This window comes from Pseudomonas gorinensis (assembly GCF_042015035.1).
Lineage (GTDB): Bacteria > Pseudomonadota > Gammaproteobacteria > Pseudomonadales > Pseudomonadaceae > Aquipseudomonas > Aquipseudomonas gorinensis.
Map to the genome: position 1 here is coordinate 4975802 of NZ_CP167125.1, position 20865 is coordinate 4996666.

Consider the following 20865-nt stretch of genomic DNA (forward strand, 5'->3'; position numbering starts at 1 on the left):
AAGGCTTCCGACCGCCCGGGGCAAGCCCTGATGCCTGTCAGTAAAGGAGGACCACAGTAACTGTGGCGAGCGGGCTTGCCCCGCGTTGGGTCGCGAAGCGGCCCCAATAAGAGCGCTGCAGTGTGTCAGGCAGCTCCGGGACGGTGTCTTGGGGCTGCTTCGCAGCCCAACGCGGGGCAAGCCCGCTCGCCACAACAAGCCATCAATCCATACAGGGGCGCGGGTATTAGAAGTCGACGGTGGCAGACAGCAGGTAGGTGCGTGGGGTCGACAGGGTCAGCCCCGGCTCGCTGTCATCCGACGCACCCGCCGAGCTCCAATAGCGCTTATCGGCGACGTTCTCGACATTGGCCCGCAGGGTGATGTGCTTGTCATCCACCTTGAAGGCATAGCGTGCGCCGACGTCGATGCGGTTCCAGGCGTCGATTTCCTTGACGTTGGACGGGTCCAGGTACTGCGAGCTGGAGTAGATGCCGCGGCTGGTCAGGGTCAAGCCTTCGAGGGTCGGTACGTCCCACTCGGCGCCGAGGTTGACGTTGTACTTGGGCGTGGCCGGCGCGCGGTTGCCGTCGTAGGTACCGTTGGTGGTGTGCGTCAGTTCGCTGTCGATGTACATCACCCCACCGAGCAGGCGGACGCCCTTGAGCGGTTCACCGAACACGCTGACTTCCGCCCCTTGGTTCTGGCGCTTGCCGTTGGGGCCGAATAACCGCGAGGTGGCGTTGGTTTCATAGGCCGGTTGCTTGATGCGGAACACGGCGGCGGTCACGGCGAAGGCTCCGGCGTCGTATTTGGCGCCGACTTCGACCTGGCGGCTGATAAACGGCGGGAAGATCTCGTCTTCATTCCTCGACGTGGACGGCGCGATCTTGCCCTGGCTCAAGCCCTCCATGTAGTTGGCGTACAGCGACAGTTTGTCGGTGGCTTTGAACAGCAAGCCGCCGGATGGCGAGATCTTTTCTTCGTCGTAGCCGGTGAGGCCTTTGACCCCATTGTTCCAGTCATCCACCTTGACCCGCTGCCAGCGCGCGCCAAGGGTCAACAGCAGGCGATCATCGAAGAAGCCGAGGGTGTCGGACAAGGCCACGCCACTGAACTTGTTCTCGGTGTAGACCTTCGCATCCTGGCGCGTGGCCACGGACGGCGTCGCAGTTTGCACGGGGTTGTAGAGATTGCTCGACGCGTTCGCATAACGCGCGCCGCCGTTGGTGAAGTCCATATAGAAGTAGCTGGCGGCCAGGTTGACCTCATGGCTCACTGGCCCGGTGTGAAACCAGTTGCGCACACCCGCGTTGTAGGTGCGCACATTTTCATCACGGGTGAAATCACGGGGCTGCACCGTGAAATCGCCGGCCGCATTGGTCACTGACACTGCATGGCGCAGGAAGTCGTGGTTGCTTTTACGCGCGCCCACACCGCCGTAGAGCATCACCGAATCGCTGAGGTCATATTCGGCATTCACGGTACCGAAGGTGTCGTTGGTGCTGGCCTTGCTCCAGGATTGCGCATAGTTGTGGCGCACATCGTTGGCGCTCGGCACTGGCGCGGCGGCGGCCACTTGCACACGTTCCTGTGGCGCATCGGTATCGCGTTCGGTGTGGCCGATATCGGTGGAAAGGCGCAGGCGTTCGCCACGGAAATCCAGGCCCAGCACCGCCATTTCGCGGTCGACGCTCTGGTGGTCCCAGGTGGTATCGCCAGATTGCTTCACGCCATTGAAACGCAGGCCGAACTTGTTGTCCTCGCCAAAGCGCCGCCCCACATCCACCGCCCCGCCCGCCTGGCTGTCGGAGGCCCAGGTGCCGGTAAACGAGGTGATGTCCTTGTCGGTGGCGCGCTTGGGCACCACGTTGATGCCGCCGCCCACGCTGCCGCGCGGCGAGATGCCGTTGATCAACTGGGTGGGGCCTTTGAAGATATCGACGCGGTCGGCCATTTCCATGTCGATGGTGTAAGTGGGCAGCACGCCGTACAGGCCGTTGTAGGCCACATCACTGTTGAACAGGCTGAAGCCGCGAATGGTGAACTGTTCATACCGCCCGCCGGCCGGGTTAGTGGCGCGTACCGAGGGGTCGCTGGCGATCAGGTCGCCGAGGGTACGCGCCTGCTGGTTCTTGACCGTGTCCTGGGTGTAGGTGGTCATGCTGAACGGCGTTTCCATGAAGTCCCGCGTGCCCAGCAAGCCTTGCGAGCCACGGCGCGCCACCTGGCCGCCGGCGTAGGTATCGCCGTCATACAGGCCCGTGGTGCCCAGGATGGACGTCGGCGCCAGCTCCAGGCTGCTGCCATCCGGTACCGGCACCAGCATGTAGGCCTGCTCGCCCATCGATTGCAGTTGCAGGCCCGAGCCTTGCAGCAAACGCGCAAAGCCCTCCTCCACGCCGTACTCACCGGACAACCCAGCGCTGCTGCGCCCGCTGACCAGCGCCGGGTCCACCGACAGGTTGACGCCTGACAACCCGGCGAAGCGGGTCAGCGCGGCACTCAGGCTCCCCGCGGGCACCTGGTAGCTGCGGCGGGCGGCGGTGTCTTCGGCATAGCTGAGCGGGACAAACAACGGGCTGGCGCTGAGGCTCAGCACCAGGCTCAGTTTGAGCAACGGGCGCAAGCGCAAGGGGAGGACTGCGGGCATTGGAAGAAGCTCTCGATTTTGTTCACTTACCTGGAATGACCGGTGAGGTGAAAAAAAGGGACAGGCTTCGACGAAAATCATTCACAAAAAAAGTTCGAGTACTCCTTACGCCGCCTTGATGGCGTGTTTACCAACGCTGAGCGGAGGTGTCGGCCGAATAGATGACGGTTTGCGCACAGTTCGGCGCGACGGTCGGCCGGGTGAAGTAGGTGTCGCCTTCGTCGGTCAGGATCTCGTAGTCGACTTTGCGCGTGGCGCTCGCGTGCTTGATGATTTTCAGCACGCGCTGGAATTTCACGCTTTGCGTACCGTTCAGGTCAGGCCCGGTCAGCACATTGACGCTTTGAAACCAGCCGGCCTGTTGCTTGTTGCCCACCAGCACGCTGGTCATCGCCTCGAACCGCTCCAGCCGGGTGAAGCCCCACAGCGTCTGCTCTTCGACGCTTGCGCCTGGGGTGGCCGCGCCGGTAAACACGAAGAGATTGATCGCCGGGCTGTCTTCGCAAAAGAAATCATACGGGACCAGGCCGTCGACCATTTTCCTGCCGGGCACAAAGCCCTTTTTATGCACCTGAAACATTGCCATCTCCGCTCGATCACTGGCGACCAGTCTAATGAGCGGCGACGTACAGGGCGGTCAAGCCAATGTAATGTCGTGTAAAGATCGCGCGCTGTGCAGGTTGACCTCCACGGTCAGCCCTCCCCCCATCTCATTGCGCGCCTCGATAGTGCCGCCGTGCATCTGCACTGCCCGCGCGGCGATGGCCAGGCCCAGGCCAAAGCCGACAGTGGCATCGCCCACGCCGCGCTCGAACGGCTGGAAGATGCTGTGCAGCCGGTCATGCTGCACCCCCGGGCCTTGGTCGCTGATGCGCACGCTCAAGCGATTCGCCTCGGCATTGACGTGCGCCGAGACCCGCACGGTAGTACCCGGCCGGGTATAGCGCACAGCGTTGCGGATCACATTCTCAAAGCAGCGGTACAGCAACTCGCCGCTGACACAGGCGATAAACGGCGGGCAAGCCTGCAGATGAACGCGGCAGCCCTTGATACCGGCTTCGAACTGCGCATCTTCGACAATCATCGCCAGCAATTCGACGATATCCAGCGGCTCGCGCTCGATGCTTTCGGGCCGGCCCTGCAGGCGAGCCAGGGTCAGCAACGCTTCGATCAGGGTGTCCATGCGTTCGGATTCGCGCTCGATGCGTTCGAGCATTTCCAGGCGCGCGGCGTCCTGGCGCAACAGGCCGATGGCCGCTTGCATGCGCGTCAGCGGCGAGCGCAGCTCATGGGAGATGTCGTGCAGCAGGTGCTGCTGGGCTTGCACCAATACCTTCAACTGGTTGGCCATGCGGTCGCAGTCTTCGGCCAGGTCGACGATTTCATCGCGGCGCTTGCCCATGGACGGCTTGACCCGGGTTTCGAAACGCCCCTGGGCCACATCGCTCATTGCCCGACGCAAGTGCGCCAAGGGCCAGGCCAGGTAGTACGCCATGTAACCGCTGAACAGCGCACTCATCAGCGTACCGATGATCAGCGGGATCTGGGGCCACGGCCTGCCTGCGTCATTACCCGGCGCATGGGTCGACCGCAGAGACAGCGCCAGGCCCTCCCGGCTGGTGACCGCTTGCTCATAGGCCGGCTGTGCAACGGGAGCGCCAACCAGCAACTGGCCGGTACTGTCATAGACCCCGATGGCCTCATCCGGCGGCCGCTCCCATACCGTCAGAAGCTGGCCGGCGGCTTGGACACCAAACTGTTGCAGCAGCCTCTTTTCGCTGGCGAGGATCGCCTCCACATGCGGGTCGCCCGGGCGGAAGCGGCCCACCTCAAGCACACCGACGCCCACCAGGAACGTCAAGGTGGTCGCCAGCCAGAAAGCCAGGAACAGCTTCCAGAACAGCAGGCCGGGCTTGCTCATTCGGCAATCAACAGGTAGCCAAGCCCGCGCACGCTCTGGATCCAGGCCTTGGCATCCGGGCGCGGCCCCAGCTTTTGCCGGATGCTGCTGATGTGCACGTCAATGCGCCGATCGTAGCGGGTCAGCGGGCAGCCCAGGGCGTTGAGCGACAGGTCTTTTTTGCTTACCACCTGGCCGGCGCTGCGGGCCAGCTCTTCGAGCAGGCTGAACTCGGTGCTGGTCACACCCAGCTCGGCGCCGTTCCACAGGGCCTCACGCTTGCCTGGCCACAACACCAGCGAGCCGGTCTTGATCACCTCGGTGGTCGGCTGGCCCGCCGCCTGCACCCTGCGCATGATGGCGCGCAGGCGTGCCACCAGCTCGCCTGGGGAACTGGGCTTGGGCACATAATCGTCGGCGCCCAGCTCCAGGCCGGTGATGCGATCGATGTTGTCGCCACGGGCGGTCAGCAGCACCACGGGCACCTGGCTGACCGTGCGGATACGCCGCAGCACCTCGATGCCCGAGCGCTGGGGCAGCATGACATCCAGCACCACAATGCTGTAGCGGCCCGACAGCGCTTCGGCCTCGCCCTCCTCGCCCGTGTGCACGGCCGTGGCTTCGAAGCCTTCACACGCCAGGTACTGGCTCAGCATTCCAGTCAATTCCTGGTCGTCGTCGACTAACAGTACGGAGATCATTGCCGGCTCGTCTGTGGGGTGGGTGCGCATTATCAGCCTTGCAGCAGCGATTCGGGCCAACCTTTACCTAACTTGACATTCGGTTAACCGCACCAAACGCCCCGCGCTCGTATGCTCGCCCTTCACCGGTCGGCGAGTGATCCAAGCGCGCCGGCGCTGCTTGTCGATGTGTTCTGGAAAAGATCTTGATGAATTTTTCGCGCCTGCTCTGCTCGGTTGCGCTGCTGCTCAATGCCTCACTGGCACTCGCCCAAGGCTTCAAAATTTCGGATATTCGAATCAATGGCCTGCAACGGGTCTCGGCGGGCAGCGTGTTCGGCGCACTGCCGCTGAATGTCGGCGACGAAGCGGATGACCGGCGCCTGGTGGACTCCACGCGTGCGTTGTTCAAGACCGGGTTCTTCCAGGACATCCAGTTGAGCCGCGAAGGCGACGTGCTGATTATCAATGTAGTCGAGCGTCCTTCGGTTGCCAGTATCGAATTCGAAGGCAACAAGGCGATCTCCACCGACGACTTGATGAAGGGCATGAAGCAGAGCGGGCTTGCCGAAGGTGAGATATTCCAGCGTGCCACCCTGGAGGGTGTGCGCAATGAGTTGCAGCGTCAGTACGTTGCCCAGGGCCGCTATTCGGCGTCGGTCGACACCGAGGTCATCGCCCAGCCGCGCAACCGGGTCGGCGTGAAGATCAAGATCGATGAAGGTGAAGTGGCGTCGATCCAGCACATCAACGTGGTGGGCAATACGGTATTCCCCGACGACGCCTTGACCGACACCTTCACGCTCAAGACCAGCAACTGGCTGTCATTTTTCAAGAACGACGATAAATACGCGCGGGAGAAACTCTCCGGCGACCTCGAACGGCTGCGCTCCTATTACCTGGACCGTGGCTACATCAACATGGACATCAGCTCGACCCAGGTTTCCATGACTCCGGACAAAAAGCACGTCTACATCACCGTGAACATCCAGGAAGGCCAGAAATACACGGTGCGCGACGTCAAGTTGAGCGGCGAGCTGAAAGTCCCGCAAGACCAGCTCCAATCATTGCTGCTGGTGCAAAAGGGCCAGGTGTTCTCGCGCAAATTGATGACCACCACCTCGGAGTTGATTACCCGCCGCCTGGGCAACGAAGGCTATACGTTCGCCAACGTCAACGGTACGCCCCAGGTCCATGACGCCGACCATACGGTCGACATCCTCTTCAGCGTCGACCCCGGCAAGCGGGCTTACGTCAATCGCATCAACTTCCGGGGCAATACCAAGACCGACGACCAGGTGTTGCGCCGCGAAATGCGCCAGATGGAGGGTGGCTGGGCGTCGACCTACCTGATCGACCAATCCAAGGTCCGCCTGGAGCGCCTGGGGTTCTTCAAGGAGGTGAATGTCGAGACGCCGGCAGTCGCCGGCGTGGATGACCAGCTGGATGTGAACTACGCCGTGGAAGAACAAGCCTCCGGCTCGATCACCGCCAGCGTCGGCTTCGCCCAGAGTTCGGGGCTGATCCTCGGCGGCTCGATTACCCAGAACAACTTTCTCGGCACGGGTAATTACGCCAGCCTGGGGCTGACCCGTTCGTCCTACCAGAGCAAGTACAACATCGGTTTCACCGACCCTTACTTCACGGCCGACGGGGTGAGCCTGGGTTACAACGCGTTCTACAACAAGACCGACTACAACAAATACTACGATGATGGGGTGTCTTATTACGCCATCAACAGTTTTGGCCTGGGCGCCACCCTCGGTTACCCGATCAATGAGACTTCACGCCTGAGTTTCGGCCTGACAGCCCAACACGACAGCATCGAGCCAGGCACTTACAGCGCCGACGAGATCTACGATTTCATCGAACGCGAAGGCAAGCAGTTCACCAACTTCAAGGCCAACCTGGGCTGGTCGGAGTCGACCTTGAACAAGGGCGTATTGGCCACGCGCGGGCACTCGCAAAACCTCAACCTGACCGTGACGGTGCCCGGCAGTGACCTGAGCTTCTACAAAGTCGACTACACGGGGCAAACCTTCCTGCCCGTCAGCAACACCACGGCCCTGCGCCTGCATACCAAGCTCGGTTACGGCAACGGTTATGGCGCCACGGACGGGCTGCCCTTCTATGAAAGCTATACCGCGGGCGGCGAAGGCACGGTGCGCGGTTTTAAAAGTGGCACCCTCGGCCCGCGCAGCACCCCGGCGACCGGCACCTATGCCAGCGCCGGTCAGGCGTACTATTCAGACCGCGATACCGATGCGTTGGGCGGCAATATCCTGATTACCGGGGGCGCGGAGTACTTGTTCCCAGTGCCTTTTATCAAGGACAACAAATCCGTGCGCACCTCGCTGTTCTGGGACATGGGCTCGGTGTATTCGGACAAATGCTACCTGAGCACCACCCAAGGCTGCGGCAGTGTGGACCTGAGCCAGATGGCCAGCTCAGTGGGGGTGGGCGTGACGTGGTACAGCCCGCTGGGGCCCTTGAGTGTCAACCTGGCGTATCCGATCCGCACGCCGGAGAACGCGGACAAGCAGATCTTCCAGTTTTCCATGGGCCAGACGTTCTGAGGCTTCCAGCATTCCGGCGCCGCCGCGTGCGCAAGGCTCGACGATCCCGCTACGGCAAAGAGATGCCACCGTAGCTTCGGGATCGTCGCGCCTTCAGCGCAGGAACTTCAGCGCGCCCGCCAGGGCCAGTGCGGCCAGGCAGGTCCAGCCCGAGAACAACCCGCGCCACACACGCCTGCGTGGCACAAACCCCACGCCCCTGACAAAGGCCACGCTCATCGCGGTGAACAACGCCGTTGCCAGCCCATGATCAGCGCGGCCATCTGGCGCGGTCATCATCGGCGGATAGAGCGTACACGCTAGCATCATCGCGATCGCAAGCAGCAAGCTCAGCAGGTGTAGCTGTGAGGGCGCCGGTGCGTCGGCGGCACGCGGCGTCATGGCCGCGTCTCGTCACGATCGTTCAGGGCGCGGCCGGCTTCGTTCTCGCCCCACATCGCATTTAATATGGCCAGCAGCAGTGCAAAGCCGACTCCCAGCATCCAGGCGAAATACCACATAGTCGTTGCTCCTCCGATGACGCTAGTAGGCTGAATGTTCGTTGGCTTTGATCTGCGCCACGGTGACCTTGCCGCGCATGACGCGATAGGCCCATGAGGTGTAGATCACGATCAGCGGCATGAAAATCAGCGTGGCCCAGAACATAATCGCCAGGCTCAGATGACTGGCAACGCTGTCCCACACGGTCAGGCTGGCCGCCGGTACCGATGACGACGGCATGACGAAGGGAAACATCGAGACACCGGCCGTGCTGATCACGCCGATCACCGCGAGCGACGACGCGACGAACGCGGCCAGGGTCCGCCGCATCATCAGCAACAACGCGGCAGCGGCTGCGCCGACCAAGCCCAGCACGGGCAGCAGCCACAGCCAAGGGTAATGGCCGTAATTGGCCATCCAGGCACCGGCTTCGCGCACTACCGTCTTGTTGAGAATGTCCGGCAGCCCGGCGGTATCCACCACCGAGGTAATGCGATAGCCGTCGATCCATTGCAACCAGATGCCAGCGATCACAAATGTGCAGAGCAGCACCAACGCCGCGCCCACCCCGCCTTTGATCGCCCGGGCCTGGATCGCCCCTTCAGTGCGGTGCGCCAGGTACGTACCGCCTTGCAGCGTGATCATTGCACTGCTCACCACCCCGGTCAGCAGCGCGAAGGGGTTCAGCAGTTGCCAGAAACTCCCGGTGTACGTCGATACGAGCAGGTCGCTGAAGTGGAACGGTACACCTTGCAACAGGTTGCCGAACGCGATGCCGAACACCAGCGGCGGCACGGCCCCGCCGACAAACAGCCCCCAGTCCCAGGTGCTGCGCCATCTGGCGTTGTGGATCTTGCTGCGATAGTCGAACCCCACGGGGCGGAAAAACAACGCCCACAGGACCAGGATCATCGCCCAGTAAAACCCGCTGAACGCAGTGGCATACACCACCGGCCAGGCCGCGAACAACGCGCCGCCCGCCGTGATGAACCACACTTGGTTGCCGTCCCAGTGCGGCCCCACCGTGTTGATCGCGACGCGGCGCTCCAGGTCCGTGCGGCCCACAAAGGGCAGCAGGGTGCCGCCCCCCATGTCGTGGCCGTCCATGATGGCGAAGCCGATCAGCAGTACGCCGACCAGTGCCCACCAGATAATTTTCAGGGTGACGTAATCAAGCATGGTGGAGTTCCTTCAGGTTGGCATCGTGGGCATAACGGCCGGTTCCGAGGCTGCCGGGCCCTTGGCGGGCGAACTTGACCATCAGGAACATTTCAACCACCAGCAGCACGGTGTAGAAAGCGACGAATCCTGCCAGCGAGCCATAGAGGTTGTTGATGCTCAGCGTGGAGACGCTCATGTGGGTGGGCAGCACGCCGTAGATGGTCCAGGGTTGACGACCGTATTCAGCGACGAACCAGCCCAGCTCGCAGGCCAGCCAGGGCGCGGGGAGCATGCAGAGCGCCCAACGCAGCAGCCAGCGGCGGCGTGTGCAGGCCGACTTCAAGGTGCTCCAGAAGGCCAGCCCGAACAGCAGGAGCATGGCGAAACCCAGCGCGACCATGGCCCGGAACGCCCAGAACATCGGGGTTACGCGCGGTACGGTATCGTTCACCGCCTTGTCGATAATGGCCGGGGTGGCCTGGTTGACATCCGCGACGTACTTTTTAAGCAGCAGGCCAAAGCCGAGGTCGGCCTTGTACGCTTCGAAGGTCTCGAACGCCGCCTTATCGGTGCGATCGGCGCGCAGGGCTTCCAGCGCATTGACCGCGGTAATGCCACGCAGGATGCGCGCACGGTTTTTCTCTTTGATGTCATGAATGCCGGGAATCTGTTTGCTCACCGAGCGCGTGCCGATCAAGCCCATCACCCACGGCACGTCGACTTCCCAGTTGTTCCGGGATTCGGCTTCATTGATGCTGGCCAGCAAGGTTAGCCCCGCCGGCGCCGGCTTGGTTTCCCACATGGCCTCCATGGCCGCGAGCTTGGTTTGCTGCGCCTCGCCCACCGTGTAACCCGATTCATCCCCCAGCACGATGACGCTCAGCACCGAGGCCAGGCCGAAGGCAGCCGCCACCCGAAAACTGCGCTTGGCGAACTCGATGTCACGCCCCTTGAGCAAGTACCAACTGGAGATCGACAACACAAACATCGAGCCGGTGACATAACCGGCAGATACCGTGTGGACAAACTTGGCCTGGGCCACCGGGTTGAACACCACCGCCCAGAAATCCACCATCTCCATGCGCATGGTGATGTAGCTGAACTCCGAGCCCACCGGGTTCTGCATCCAGCCATTGGCGATCAATATCCACAACGCCGACAGGTTGGTACCGATGGCCATCAGCAGCGTGACCAGCAAGTGATGCTCTTTCTTCAGGCGATCCCAGCCAAAAAAGAACAGCCCGATCATGGTCGATTCGAGGAAAAACGCCATCAACCCCTCAATGGCCAGCGGGGCGCCGAAGATGTCGCCCACGTAGTGGGAGTAGTACGCCCAGTTGGTGCCGAACTGAAATTCCAAGGTGATGCCGGTGGTCACCCCCAAGGCGAAGTTGATGCCGAATAACTTGCCCCAAAAGCGCGTCATATCTTTCCAGATGACATTCCCGGTCATCACATAGACGCTCTCCATGATGACCAGCAGCCACACCATGCCCACCGTCAGCGGCACGAAAAGAAAGTGGTATAGCGCAGTCGCTGCGAACTGCAGCCGTGACAAATCCACCAGTTGTTCTGAGATCACTTGCTTGCCCCTTGAGTCGAGGTGGGTACACCGAATCGGTTGCCGACCGTGTTCGGGTCGACAGTGACGTGCGAATCCCGGACGAACAGCCACCACAGCACGCTCAGCAGCACGAGCTTGATCAGCACCGCGGTGAGCAGATGGCGTAGCAGGCGTTTGTCGGAAATGGTCATGCCAGGCAATTAGCACAGGGCATGCCAAGGCCTGATTCTGTATTTATATGCTTATAAAACAGACAGTTACGATGTGATCGGGTTGAATTAAGCGGGAATTGGCAGACCAGCGCGCTGCCAATCTGCCAGGTTGGCAGCGCGCTGGCAGTCGGAGACTGCCTAGGCCAGGCCCTGTTCTTTCAGGCGTCGGTACAAGGTCCTGTCACTGATGCCCAGGTGCCTGGCCAACTCGCTGCGGGTGCCTTTGAATGTCGCCAGGGCCTGCGCCAGCGTGTTGCTGTCGAACGGGGTCGAAGCCACAGCCTGAGGCGGCAGCGCCACGCATGCCTGGGGTAAATGGACGGCACGGATGACGCCGTCGTCAGCGAACAGGCTGGCTCTTTCCAGCGCATTGCGTAACTCACGGATATTGCCAGGCCAAGGGTACTGCTGGAGCCTTGCCAAGGCTTCAGGGTCGAGGGTCAGACGGCGCTTGCCGGCACCGCCACGCTGCAGAAAGGAATTGGCCAGCAAGCCGATGTCTTCGACCCGGTTACGCAAGGGTGGCAAGTGAATCGGGAAGGCGCTGATGCGATAGTACAGGTCCTGCCTGAACTCGCCTTTTTCCATCATCTTTTCCAGCGGTTTGTGGGTGGCGGCAATCAATCTGAAATTGGCGTGACAGGTCTCGACACTGCCAACCCGGCGATAAGTCGAGGATTCGATCAGGCGCAACAGTTTCACCTGCATGGCCAGCGGCACATCGCCAATTTCATCCAGGAATAATGTGCCGCCCTGGGCGGTTTCGACCAAGCCGGGCTTGCGCGTGACGGCGCCGGTAAAGGCGCCTTTTTCATGGCCGAACAGCTCGCTCTCGAACAGCGTTTCGGTCAAGCCCGAGCAATCCACCACCACAAACGGCCCGGCGGCCCGCTCGCTGGTTTCATGGACGGCGCGCGCGAACAGCTCTTTACCGGTGCCCGATTCCCCCAGCAGCAGCACCGGCAGCATGGAGGGCGCCACCCGTTGCAACTCCGACAGGGCGAGGTTGAAAGCCGGTGAACAGCCGACCAACCCTTCGTCGCTGGGGCGCGCCGAGGCGCTGCGTACCAGTGTCAGGCGCTCCACATAGGCGGTAATCACCCCATGCTCGTCGAGGATCGGGCGCAATTCCACGTCGACATGCTCAGGCCCCCGAGGCGTGTGGTGGATGTGCAAGACACGATCCGGCCCACGCATCTCCTGGGCTTTTTTCATCGGGCAATTCTCACCTGCCTGATCACACGGGACGTCGTAATGGTGGGAGATCTGATAGCACTTATGCCCGATGAAGGGCTTGTCGGCGCTGCCGAACTGACGCTGATAGGCCGTGTTGGCCGCCAGGATGTTGTAGTCCGGATCAAGCACGATCATGGGGTTGGGTTCGTGCTCCAAAAACGAAACAAGCGACTGCACTTGATCCGGAGGGGGCACGGCGTTGGTGGGGGTCGGCTGGAAAGTCTTCATCATGGCTCCTGGAATCCATTCTTCTATCCTGTTGTGGCACTGCCACCTCTGTCAACAGGCACTGCCAATGGCAGAAAACCCCATCCGACAGAGGCCCGAACACGCCCATACACAAATACAAAGCCCAATAAAATCAATTGGATATCATACGATTTGGTGAGCGCCATCGCCTGGCAAACTTATTGCACCGTCAGTCCTTAGTCTAAGTGGCTCGGTAAAAAAGCCCCCTCAAGGAGACCGTTCATGCGCGCCAAACTTCACGTCGAAGGCTTCTTCGATCCTGCTACCCATACCGTCAGCTATCTGGTGCTGGATGAAGCCACCCACCACTGCGCGATCATCGACAGCGTTTTGGATTACGAGCCCAAATCAGGCCACACCGCCACCACCTCTGCCGACCGCCTGATAGCCCGGGTGAACGCGCTGAATGCGCAGGTCGAGTGGATTCTGGAGACCCACGTCCACGCCGACCACCTGACCGCCGCGCCCTACCTGAAGGAAAAGCTCGGTGGAAAAATAGGCATCGGCAGCCAGATTTCGACGGTGCAAAAGGTGTTCGGCACGCTGTTCAATGCCGGCAGCGATATGCCCCGCGACGGCAGCCAGTTCGATCACCTGTTCGCCAACGAGGAAACGTTCCGTATCGGCACGCTGCACTGCTCTACGCTGCATACCCCCGGCCATACGCCGGCCTGCATGACCTACCTGATCAGCAATGGCAGCGAAACGGCGGCGTTTGTCGGCGATACCCTGTTCATGCCCGACTACGGCACCGCCCGCTGTGACTTCCCCGGCGGTAACGCGCGCACGCTGTTCCAGTCCATCAACAAAGTCCTGAGCCTGCCCGCGCAGACGTTGCTGTACATGTGCCACGACTACCAGCCCGGCGGGCGCGAGGTGCAATTCGTCAGCACCGTTGCCGAACAGCGCGAACTCAACGTGCATGTGCGTAATGGCATCAGCGAGGAGGCGTTCGTAGCGATGCGCATCAAGCGCGATGCAGCGCTGGACATGCCGACCCTGATCCTGCCCTCGGTCCAGGTCAACATCCGCGCCGGGCATTTACCTGCGCCTGAAGCCAACGGTACCCGCTACCTGAAAATCCCCCTCAACGTCGTCTGACATTTCCTACCCAAAAAAACACATAAGAAAAATCCCCATCACGGAGACACGTATGGATATCCGCAGCCTTGCACCTGCTCTATCAGTATCAGAACAGATTTTCCCCAGCCAACTGGCCGAACTGAAAGCCGCCGGCTTTCGAGCCATCGTGTGCAACCGCCCCGATGGTGAGGGCGCTGACCAACCGTTGTTTGCCGAAATCAAACGCGCCGCCGACGCGGTCGGCATCGAGGCGCACTATCTACCCGCCGAATCGGGCAAAGTCACCGACGAGCAAGGGATTGCCTTCGGCCAACTGTTGGAAACGCTGCCCAAGCCGGTGTTGGCCTATTGCCGCTCCGGTATGCGCTCGACCACGATGTGGGCGCTGTCACAAGCAGGTCAGCACGACCTGCCGCACATCGTCGAAAGCGCCAAAAAAGCCGGCTTCGACATGAAAGGCGTGATTCGGCGGATTGCGAACCTGGGTCGCACGCCGGTCGAAGTGGCTGAGGCGCAGCACACCGTGGTCATCATCGGCGCTGGCGCGGCGGGTATCGCCACCGCCTCCAGCCTGCTGGCCCGCGCGCCGGGGCTCGACATCGCGATCGTCGACCCGGCCGATGTGCATTACTACCAACCTGGCTGGACGCTGGTCGGCGGCGGTGTGTTCGATGCGCGTCAAACGGCCCACACCATGGGCGTCACCCTGCCCCGCGGCGTGCATTGGATCAAGGCCGCAGTGGCGGCCTTCGAACCCGAGAGAAACGCGGTCATTCTGGATGGCTGCCGGGTGGTCAAATACGAGCAACTGATCGTCTGCCCCGGCCTGAAGCTCGATTGGCATGCCATCGAGGGCTTGTCAGAGACCCTGGGTCGCAACGGCGTGACCTCCAATTACCTGTATCACCTGGCGCCTTATACCTGGGAACAGGTGCAACACTTGCGCGGTGGCCGGGCGATTTTCACGCAGCCGCCCATGCCGATCAAATGTGCCGGGGCACCGCAAAAAGCCATGTACTTGTCGGCCGATCATTGGAAACGCAGCGGTGTGCTGGATGCCGTCGACATCGAGTTCCACAGCGCCGGCGCGGTGCTGTTCGGGGTGGCCGACTATGTGCCGGCGTTGATGGAATATGTCACGGCGTATGGGATCGACCTGAATTTCGGCAATACCCTCACCCACGTCGATGGCCCGGCACGCACCGCCACGTTCAGCAGCGTACACGCCGATGGCAGCGCTCGCCGGGTGACGCGCGAGTTTGATTTGCTGCATGTGGTGCCGCCGCAGATCGCGCCGGATTTCATTCGGGTCAGCCCCCTGGCAGACGCGGCGGGTTGGGTAGATGTCGAGCCCGCCACGCTGCGCCATAAAACCTGGGCCAACATTCACGCCCTGGGCGACGTAGCCAACACCAGTAACGCCAAGACAGCCGCCGCCGCGCGCAAGCAGGCACCGGTGGTGGCCCATAACGTGTTGGCGGCACTCGGTAAGGCAACCGGCATCGCCCAGTACGATGGTTACGGCTCCTGCCCGCTGACAGTGGAGCGCGGCAAGATTGTATTGGCGGAGTTCACCTACGGCGGCAAGGTGGCCCCCAGCTTCCCGTCATGGCTGATCGACGGCACTCGACCTTCCAGGCTGGCCTGGCTGCTCAAAGAGCGGATTCTTCCGCCGCTGTACTGGAAAGGCATGCTCAAGGGGCGGGAGTGGCTGGCGAAACCCGAGTTGACCGACCAATGAATGCCGCGCAGAAGGCAAGGACACTCAGATGATCATCGTCTTACTGCTGGGGCTCACGGTGGGCGTGATTCTGGCCCTGACCGGTGCCGGCGGCGGCATACTCGCGGTGCCGTTACTGGTATTCGGGGCGGGCTTGAGCATGGCCGAGGCCGGGCCTATTGGCCTGCTGGCGGTCGGGCTGGCCGCGACCCTGGGCGCGGTGATGGGCCTCAAGAACGGCACCGTCCGCTACAAGGCCGCGTTGTTGATCGCGGCCGCGGGGATCGTCTGCTCGCCCCTGGGCCTTTGGTTGGCACAACGCACACCGAATCGTCCGTTAACGGTCCTGTTTGCCTGCGTGCTGATGTACGTGGCGTTCCGGGTATTCAAGCGCTCGTTGCCGCCCTCCCCGGCCTCGAAGACCGCCGTCGCGCCCAAGCCGCCTTGCGTATTGAACCCCCAGCGCGGAAAGCTGAACTGGACGGCGCCGTGCGCCTGGGCGCTCACCGTGTCTGGCATAGTCGCGGGCGGGCTGTCGGGCCTGCTCGGCGTGGGGGGCGGCTTTGTGATGGTACCGGCGCTGCAGCGATACACGAATTTGACCACGCAGTCGGTGCTGGCAACGTCCCTGGCGGTGATAGCGCTGGTGTCCATTTCCGGCGTTGCGGCCAGTTCGGCGGCCGGGCATTTGCAGTGGGCAATTGCGCTGCCGTTCTCTCTGGGCGCATTGTCTGGCATGGCCGGCGGACGCCTGATCGCGGCTCGGTTGGCGGGGCCCCACCTGCAACGAGGGTTTGCCGCCGTGTCGATGCTGGTGGCGGTGGCCCTGCTGGTCAAGGCGATTAATACATGAACCTGAACGAGCGACTTTCAGGCGCGCCTGAACCGCGCCAGTCCCCCAAGATGTGCACAGGAGAAACCCCATGACTGTCGACTGGCTCAACTTCACCCCCTGGTCGTCCCTGGCAGGCGGCGCATTGATTGGCCTGGCGGCCAGCCTGTTCGCCGTCGGCAACGGCCGCATCGCCGGCATCAGCGGCCTGATCGGCAGCCTGCTGCAGCGCGGTGGCGAAGGCGTAAGTGAAAAAGCGCTGTTTCTGCTGGGCCTGCTGGTCGCGCCGCTGCTATGGGGCTTGTTTGCCGCGCTGCCGGCGATTGAGTTCCAGAGCGGCGGGCTCGGGCTGATCGTCGCCGGTGTGCTGGTGGGGGTTGGTACGCGGTATGGCTCAGGTTGCACCAGTGGCCATGGGGTGTGTGGCTTATCACGCCTTTCGCCGCGCTCAATGGTCGCCACGGTTTGTTTCATGGCCAGCGGATTCCTGACGGTGTTTGTGCTGCGTCATCTACTGGGGGTTTGAACATGCTCAAAGTCACGGCATTCATCGCCGGCCTGCTGTTCGGTCTGGGCCTGCTGCTGGCCGGCATGGCCAACCCGAGCAAAGTGCTCGCGTTCCTGGATTTGGCTGGGGCCTGGGACCCGTCCCTGGCGCTGGTCATGGGCGGCGCCATTGCCGTCGCGATTGGCCCGCTGACCTGGGCACGCCGACACGCCCGTTCGCTCCTGGGCGCGCCCATGCAATTCCCTGCCAAGCGTGAGTTGGACCGGCGCCTGATCGGCGGCAGCCTGTTATTTGGCATCGGTTGGGGGATCGCCGGAATTTGTCCTGGGCCGGCCGTGGCCATCCTGCTGACCGGGCATTGGCAAGCGTTGGTGTTCATGGTGGCCATGCTGAGTGGCATGTTGTTATTTACGGCCCTGGAAAACCGCCACGGTCGTTGATTGCGTTTGCACTCTCAACAACAATAGCGTTGCAGCCGATCATTCAAGAGCGTTTATTTAAGGCTCAACTTATCGGCTGAATCGAATCATCGGTTTAATGCAACAAATAATGATTATCACCACAACGATATTATCCAGCGGATGAATACCCGCACCTAAAAAATTCAACTATGAGTGCCCGACTTGTTAGCCATTCGTCGAATATGGCCCTTTGCGAGCAGCGTTTTATAGTGGGCAGCACAAACCCCCACCCTGATTAAAATTGTTGCCTGGTACTTTTAATGCCCCTCAAACAATCCACACCCAATACCCTTCCCATTAATGAGGAGTTCTTGCAATTAATGCAGGCGACGCTGAACGCCCAAACCAGTTGGATGACAACCGTAAACCATTTAGAAGAGGCCTGCGATGAGGTCTGGCTCGCCCGCATGTGGGAGGTCGAGAACCTTGAAAATCACTACAGGGCTTGCCAGGACCAGCTGTTTTCCTACCTGAAAAAAGCCATCAACCATTAAATTCATGATGACGATCGTGGCCCTTTCGGGAAGTTGTCGCTCTCTATTCGGGCTCACCAGAACCTGGCCTTCCTGAATATTCGACTAAAGCACAAGATCACACTATGAGCCTTCTGAAAACGCACTTGGTTAATTGGCCAATCTTTCCACCCCCCCGAAAAACAAGGTGCTTTAACCTTTCAGTGGCACTACCGCCCTTCATTCCACCTCTCGATATTTTTTCATGCAGTGCTCAAAACCAGCCGGAGTAATAGTGTGGCCGTCACACTCACGCTAAAGCATTACGATTCAAGGTCGACACTCAGAACTCACTTATCAACCTGCGTTACTATCGGGAGTCCATATGTTCGGCTGGATCAGCAATATCCGAGTCAGTGCTAAATTAAGTTGGGGGTTCGGTCTGGTACTGGGGCTTGCGTTGTTACTGGCCGCGACCGGCTGGTACGCCGTGGTGACGTTGACCGACCGCGGGCTGAAAGTTGAAAAAATTGCGCAGGTCAGCGATTACACCAAGGACTTGCGAATCATTCGTCTACGCATCGGTACGAACGCGCAGCCGAATGCCTATCAACCGTTGCAGCAAACCCTGGATCAGCTCGCAGCCCACCTGCACAGTATTCGGGCACTGTTCATTGACCCACTGGATGCCGACCTGATCCAACAGCAGGAAAATGCGGTCACCGCGTACGGAGGGCTGCTGCACGACCTGTCCACCCCCGGCATTGACCAGGCGTCGTTATTTAAACGAATGGGCCAGTTGGGTGACCTGCTGCTCGATACCACGCAAAAACTCATTCAATCGCAAAATGCCAAACGCGATGCCGACGCCGCTTCCACCAAGACCCTGCTGGGGCTCGTCGCGGCCTTGGCGCTGTTGCTGGGCGCCCTCGCTGCGTGGGTCATCACCCGTCAAATCGTGAACCCACTGCAACACACGCTCCGGGCGGTGAACCGCATTGCCCAGGGTGATTTGACCGAGCATCTGCAGGTCAACCGGCGTGACGAACTGGGCCAGCTGCAATCAGGCCTCCAGCAGATGATGCTCAACCTCCACGAACTGATCGACGGCATTCGCTCCGGTGTTATCCAGGTGGCCAGCGCGGCCGAGCAGCTGTCGGCGGTCACCGAGCACACCAATTCCGGCATCAGCAACCAGAAAGCCGAAACGGATCATGTGGCCACGGCAATGAACGAGATGACCGCCACCGTGCACAACGTCGCACGCAATGCCGAAGAAGCTTCTGCGGCGGCATCCATAGCCGATCAGCAGGCCAGCGAAGGGGAACGGATCGTGGGCGAAGCCATCGCGCAAATCCAGCGATTGGCGGCAGAACTCAACCAGTCGGCGGACGCGGTGCGCCATCTCCAGGAACAAAGCGACAAAATCGGCGGCGTACTGGATGTGATCAAGGCCGTGGCCCAGCAAACCAACCTGCTGGCGCTGAACGCGGCCATCGAAGCGGCCCGCGCCGGAGAGGCTGGTCGCGGGTTTGCGGTGGTCGCGGACGAGGTCCGCAACCTCGCCCTGCGCACCCAGCGCTCCACCGAAGAAATTGAAACCCTGGTCGCCGGCGTCCAAAGCGGCACCCACGCCGTGGCCTCCGGCATGGAAAGCAGCCTGCTGCTGAGTGAAAGCAGCGTGGAATGCACCCATCGAGCGGTCAATGCGCTGGAGAACATCACGGGCAAGGTCTCGATCATTCAGTCAATGAACCAGCAGATTGCCACGGCAGCCGAACAGCAGAGCGCTGTCACCGAGGAGATCAATCGCAGCGTGATCAACGTCCGCGACATTTCCGAGCAGACGGCCAACACCTGCGAAGAAACCGCAGCGTCGAGTAACGAGCTGGCGCGGCTGGGGCATGAACTGGAAAGGTTGGTGGAGCGCTTCAAGGTCTAGGGGCGCGAGGGGTGGGCTGATTGCACAAACTTGCCGCTCAAGCGCCTAACGCCGGCAACATGACGCTCTCAGTCAACTCTGACCGCTGTGTACAAGTAACGCAAAAGCTCAGGAATTAGAGTTGAAGCGCCAGGGGAAGCTACCCCAGCTCACAACTCCAATAATAGAGCGACGTCAATGAGACTGACACCATCCTTGCCAGCGTGCCTGGCTCTGAGCTTCGTATCACTTGCCACCTATGCTGCCGAGGGCCCTCCTCCGCCCTCCGTCAGCCAACCCAGCGGTATCAACCTGGGCGGCACCAGCTTCTACGACGGGTTCGCCGGGCCACCCGGGCTGACGCATCAGACCTATCTGAAATTCAGTACGGCCAGCAGCATTCGTGACAATGGCGGCAAGGACAACCGCAACTTCGATAACCCGAAGATCAATGTCATCAGCTTGATCAACCAATTCAGCTATTACTCACCCGACACCATCGGCGGTGGCGCGCACCTGGGTTGGAGCCTGTTGGTACCCGTGATCTCACTGGACGGCGACTTTGGCGACAACGGCGCCAAACTCAAGGACAACGGCGTTGGCCTGGGCGACGTCACGGTCGGCCCGCAGATCCAGTTCGATCCGATCGTCAATGCCGAAGGCCGGCCGGTGTTTGTGCAGCGCGTGGCCTTCGATACGATCCTGCCCACCGGCAAGTACGACAAACACAAGGACTTGAATACCGGCTCCAACTACTTCTCCTTCAACCCCTACTGGGCCGCGACCTTGATGCCGGCACCGCGCTGGGAAGTGAGCTGGCGCCTGAATTACCTGTACAACTTCAAGAACGACGATCCAGCCAGCAGCTCGGCGCAGTTCTTTGAAGGGCGACCGGTGCGCGACACCCAAGCAGGGCAATCGGCCTGGGCCAACTTTACGGCCTCGTACGAGGTGTTCCCGAAGGTCTCGGTCGGGATCAACGGCTATTACTTCCGGCAGATTTCGGATGACCAGGTCAACGGCGACCGCTTGAGTAATTCCCGCGAGAAAGTCCTCGGCATTGGCCCTGGCCTGTTCTGGAAGATCACTGAGGACAAGGCGTTCTGGCTCAATACCTATAAAGAAACCGGCGTAGAGAACCGCAGCAAAACCGATTACGCCGTGCAAGTTCGCTACGTCCATAAGTTCTGACTGAGGT

General features: G+C 61.1%; 19 protein-coding genes. 9 read left to right on the forward strand and 10 right to left on the reverse strand.

Annotation, left to right across the window (positions count from 1 at the left end):
• Positions 1 to 226: 226 nt before the first annotated feature.
• The 4 genes from AB7933_RS22490 to AB7933_RS22505 all read right to left on the reverse strand — a co-directional run bounded on the left by AB7933_RS22490 (position 227) and on the right by AB7933_RS22505 (position 5233).
• On the reverse strand, positions 227 to 2632 hold the full coding sequence (locus AB7933_RS22490) for a TonB-dependent receptor (protein WP_024076418.1): 2406 nt from the start codon (positions 2630 to 2632) through the stop codon (positions 227 to 229).
• A gap of 127 nt (positions 2633 to 2759) precedes the next feature.
• Complete coding sequence (locus AB7933_RS22495) at positions 2760 to 3212, reverse strand: hypothetical protein (RefSeq protein ID WP_024076419.1); 453 nt, start codon at positions 3210 to 3212, stop codon at positions 2760 to 2762.
• 57 nt (positions 3213 to 3269) lie between these two features.
• The gene (locus AB7933_RS22500) at positions 3270 to 4553 is read right to left on the reverse strand and encodes an ATP-binding protein (RefSeq protein WP_024076420.1); all 1284 of its coding nucleotides are present in this window, start codon (positions 4551 to 4553) and stop codon (positions 3270 to 3272) included.
• The gene (locus AB7933_RS22505) at positions 4550 to 5233 is read right to left on the reverse strand and encodes a response regulator transcription factor (protein ID WP_041160976.1); all 684 of its coding nucleotides are present in this window, start codon (positions 5231 to 5233) and stop codon (positions 4550 to 4552) included. Before AB7933_RS22505 ends, AB7933_RS22500 begins: the two co-directional genes overlap by 4 nt.
• Before the next feature lie 188 nt (positions 5234 to 5421).
• Here AB7933_RS22505 and bamA point away from each other — a divergent pair, with 188 nt between their 5' ends.
• Positions 5422 to 7788, forward strand: a complete 2367-nt coding sequence (bamA, locus tag AB7933_RS22510) for an outer membrane protein assembly factor BamA (protein ID WP_024076422.1) — start codon at positions 5422 to 5424, stop codon at positions 7786 to 7788.
• 93 nt (positions 7789 to 7881) lie between these two features.
• On the opposite strand, the gene AB7933_RS22515 is transcribed toward bamA, so the two are convergent.
• The 6 genes from AB7933_RS22515 to AB7933_RS22540 form a co-directional block, all read right to left on the reverse strand.
• The gene (locus AB7933_RS22515) at positions 7882 to 8169 is read right to left on the reverse strand and encodes a cyd operon YbgE family protein (RefSeq protein WP_024076423.1); all 288 of its coding nucleotides are present in this window, start codon (positions 8167 to 8169) and stop codon (positions 7882 to 7884) included.
• Positions 8166 to 8288, reverse strand: coding sequence for a cytochrome bd-I oxidase subunit CydX (cydX, locus tag AB7933_RS22520; RefSeq protein WP_024076424.1), 123 nt, complete (start codon positions 8286 to 8288; stop codon positions 8166 to 8168). Before cydX ends, AB7933_RS22515 begins: the two co-directional genes overlap by 4 nt.
• A gap of 22 nt (positions 8289 to 8310) precedes the next feature.
• Positions 8311 to 9447 (reverse strand): cytochrome d ubiquinol oxidase subunit II, encoded by a 1137-nt coding sequence (gene cydB / locus AB7933_RS22525; protein WP_024076425.1) that lies wholly within the window; start codon positions 9445 to 9447, stop codon positions 8311 to 8313.
• Positions 9440 to 11011, reverse strand: coding sequence for a cytochrome ubiquinol oxidase subunit I (locus tag AB7933_RS22530; RefSeq protein WP_024076426.1), 1572 nt, complete (start codon positions 11009 to 11011; stop codon positions 9440 to 9442). Before AB7933_RS22530 ends, cydB begins: the two co-directional genes overlap by 8 nt.
• Complete coding sequence (gene cydP, locus AB7933_RS22535; protein ID WP_024076427.1) at positions 11008 to 11184, reverse strand: cytochrome oxidase putative small subunit CydP; 177 nt, start codon at positions 11182 to 11184, stop codon at positions 11008 to 11010. Before cydP ends, AB7933_RS22530 begins: the two co-directional genes overlap by 4 nt.
• 159 nt (positions 11185 to 11343) lie before the next feature.
• Positions 11344 to 12669, reverse strand: a complete 1326-nt coding sequence (locus AB7933_RS22540) for a sigma-54 interaction domain-containing protein (protein WP_093235417.1) — start codon at positions 12667 to 12669, stop codon at positions 11344 to 11346.
• A 243-nt stretch (positions 12670 to 12912) separates the two neighbouring features.
• On the opposite strand from AB7933_RS22540, the gene AB7933_RS22545 reads away from it, so the two are divergent.
• The 8 genes from AB7933_RS22545 (at position 12913) to AB7933_RS22580 (ending at position 20858) form a co-directional block, all read left to right on the forward strand.
• Positions 12913 to 13791 carry an MBL fold metallo-hydrolase gene (locus AB7933_RS22545; RefSeq protein WP_024076429.1) on the forward strand — a complete coding sequence of 293 codons (879 nt, stop codon included), beginning with the start codon at positions 12913 to 12915 and terminating at the stop codon, positions 13789 to 13791.
• Positions 13792 to 13843: 52 nt separating this feature from the next.
• Positions 13844 to 15514, forward strand: a complete 1671-nt coding sequence (locus AB7933_RS22550) for a bifunctional protein tyrosine phosphatase family protein/NAD(P)/FAD-dependent oxidoreductase (RefSeq protein ID WP_024076430.1) — start codon at positions 13844 to 13846, stop codon at positions 15512 to 15514.
• Between the two features lie 28 nt (positions 15515 to 15542).
• Positions 15543 to 16346 carry a sulfite exporter TauE/SafE family protein gene (locus AB7933_RS22555; RefSeq protein ID WP_024076431.1) on the forward strand — a complete coding sequence of 268 codons (804 nt, stop codon included), beginning with the start codon at positions 15543 to 15545 and terminating at the stop codon, positions 16344 to 16346.
• Between the two features lie 70 nt (positions 16347 to 16416).
• Positions 16417 to 16851, forward strand: a complete 435-nt coding sequence (locus AB7933_RS22560) for a YeeE/YedE family protein (RefSeq protein ID WP_024076432.1) — start codon at positions 16417 to 16419, stop codon at positions 16849 to 16851.
• 2 nt (positions 16852 to 16853) lie between these two features.
• Positions 16854 to 17273 carry a DUF6691 family protein gene (locus AB7933_RS22565; protein WP_024076433.1) on the forward strand — a complete coding sequence of 140 codons (420 nt, stop codon included), beginning with the start codon at positions 16854 to 16856 and terminating at the stop codon, positions 17271 to 17273.
• A gap of 281 nt (positions 17274 to 17554) precedes the next feature.
• On the forward strand, positions 17555 to 17788 hold the full coding sequence (locus AB7933_RS22570; RefSeq protein ID WP_024076434.1) for a hypothetical protein: 234 nt from the start codon (positions 17555 to 17557) through the stop codon (positions 17786 to 17788).
• 343 nt (positions 17789 to 18131) lie between these two features.
• Positions 18132 to 19688, forward strand: a complete 1557-nt coding sequence (locus AB7933_RS22575) for a methyl-accepting chemotaxis protein (protein WP_024076435.1) — start codon at positions 18132 to 18134, stop codon at positions 19686 to 19688.
• 177 nt (positions 19689 to 19865) lie between these two features.
• A complete protein-coding gene (locus AB7933_RS22580) occupies positions 19866 to 20858 on the forward strand; it encodes a SphA family protein (RefSeq protein WP_041160977.1) in 993 nt (330 codons plus the stop codon).
• The last annotated feature ends 7 nt before the right edge of the window (positions 20859 to 20865 follow it).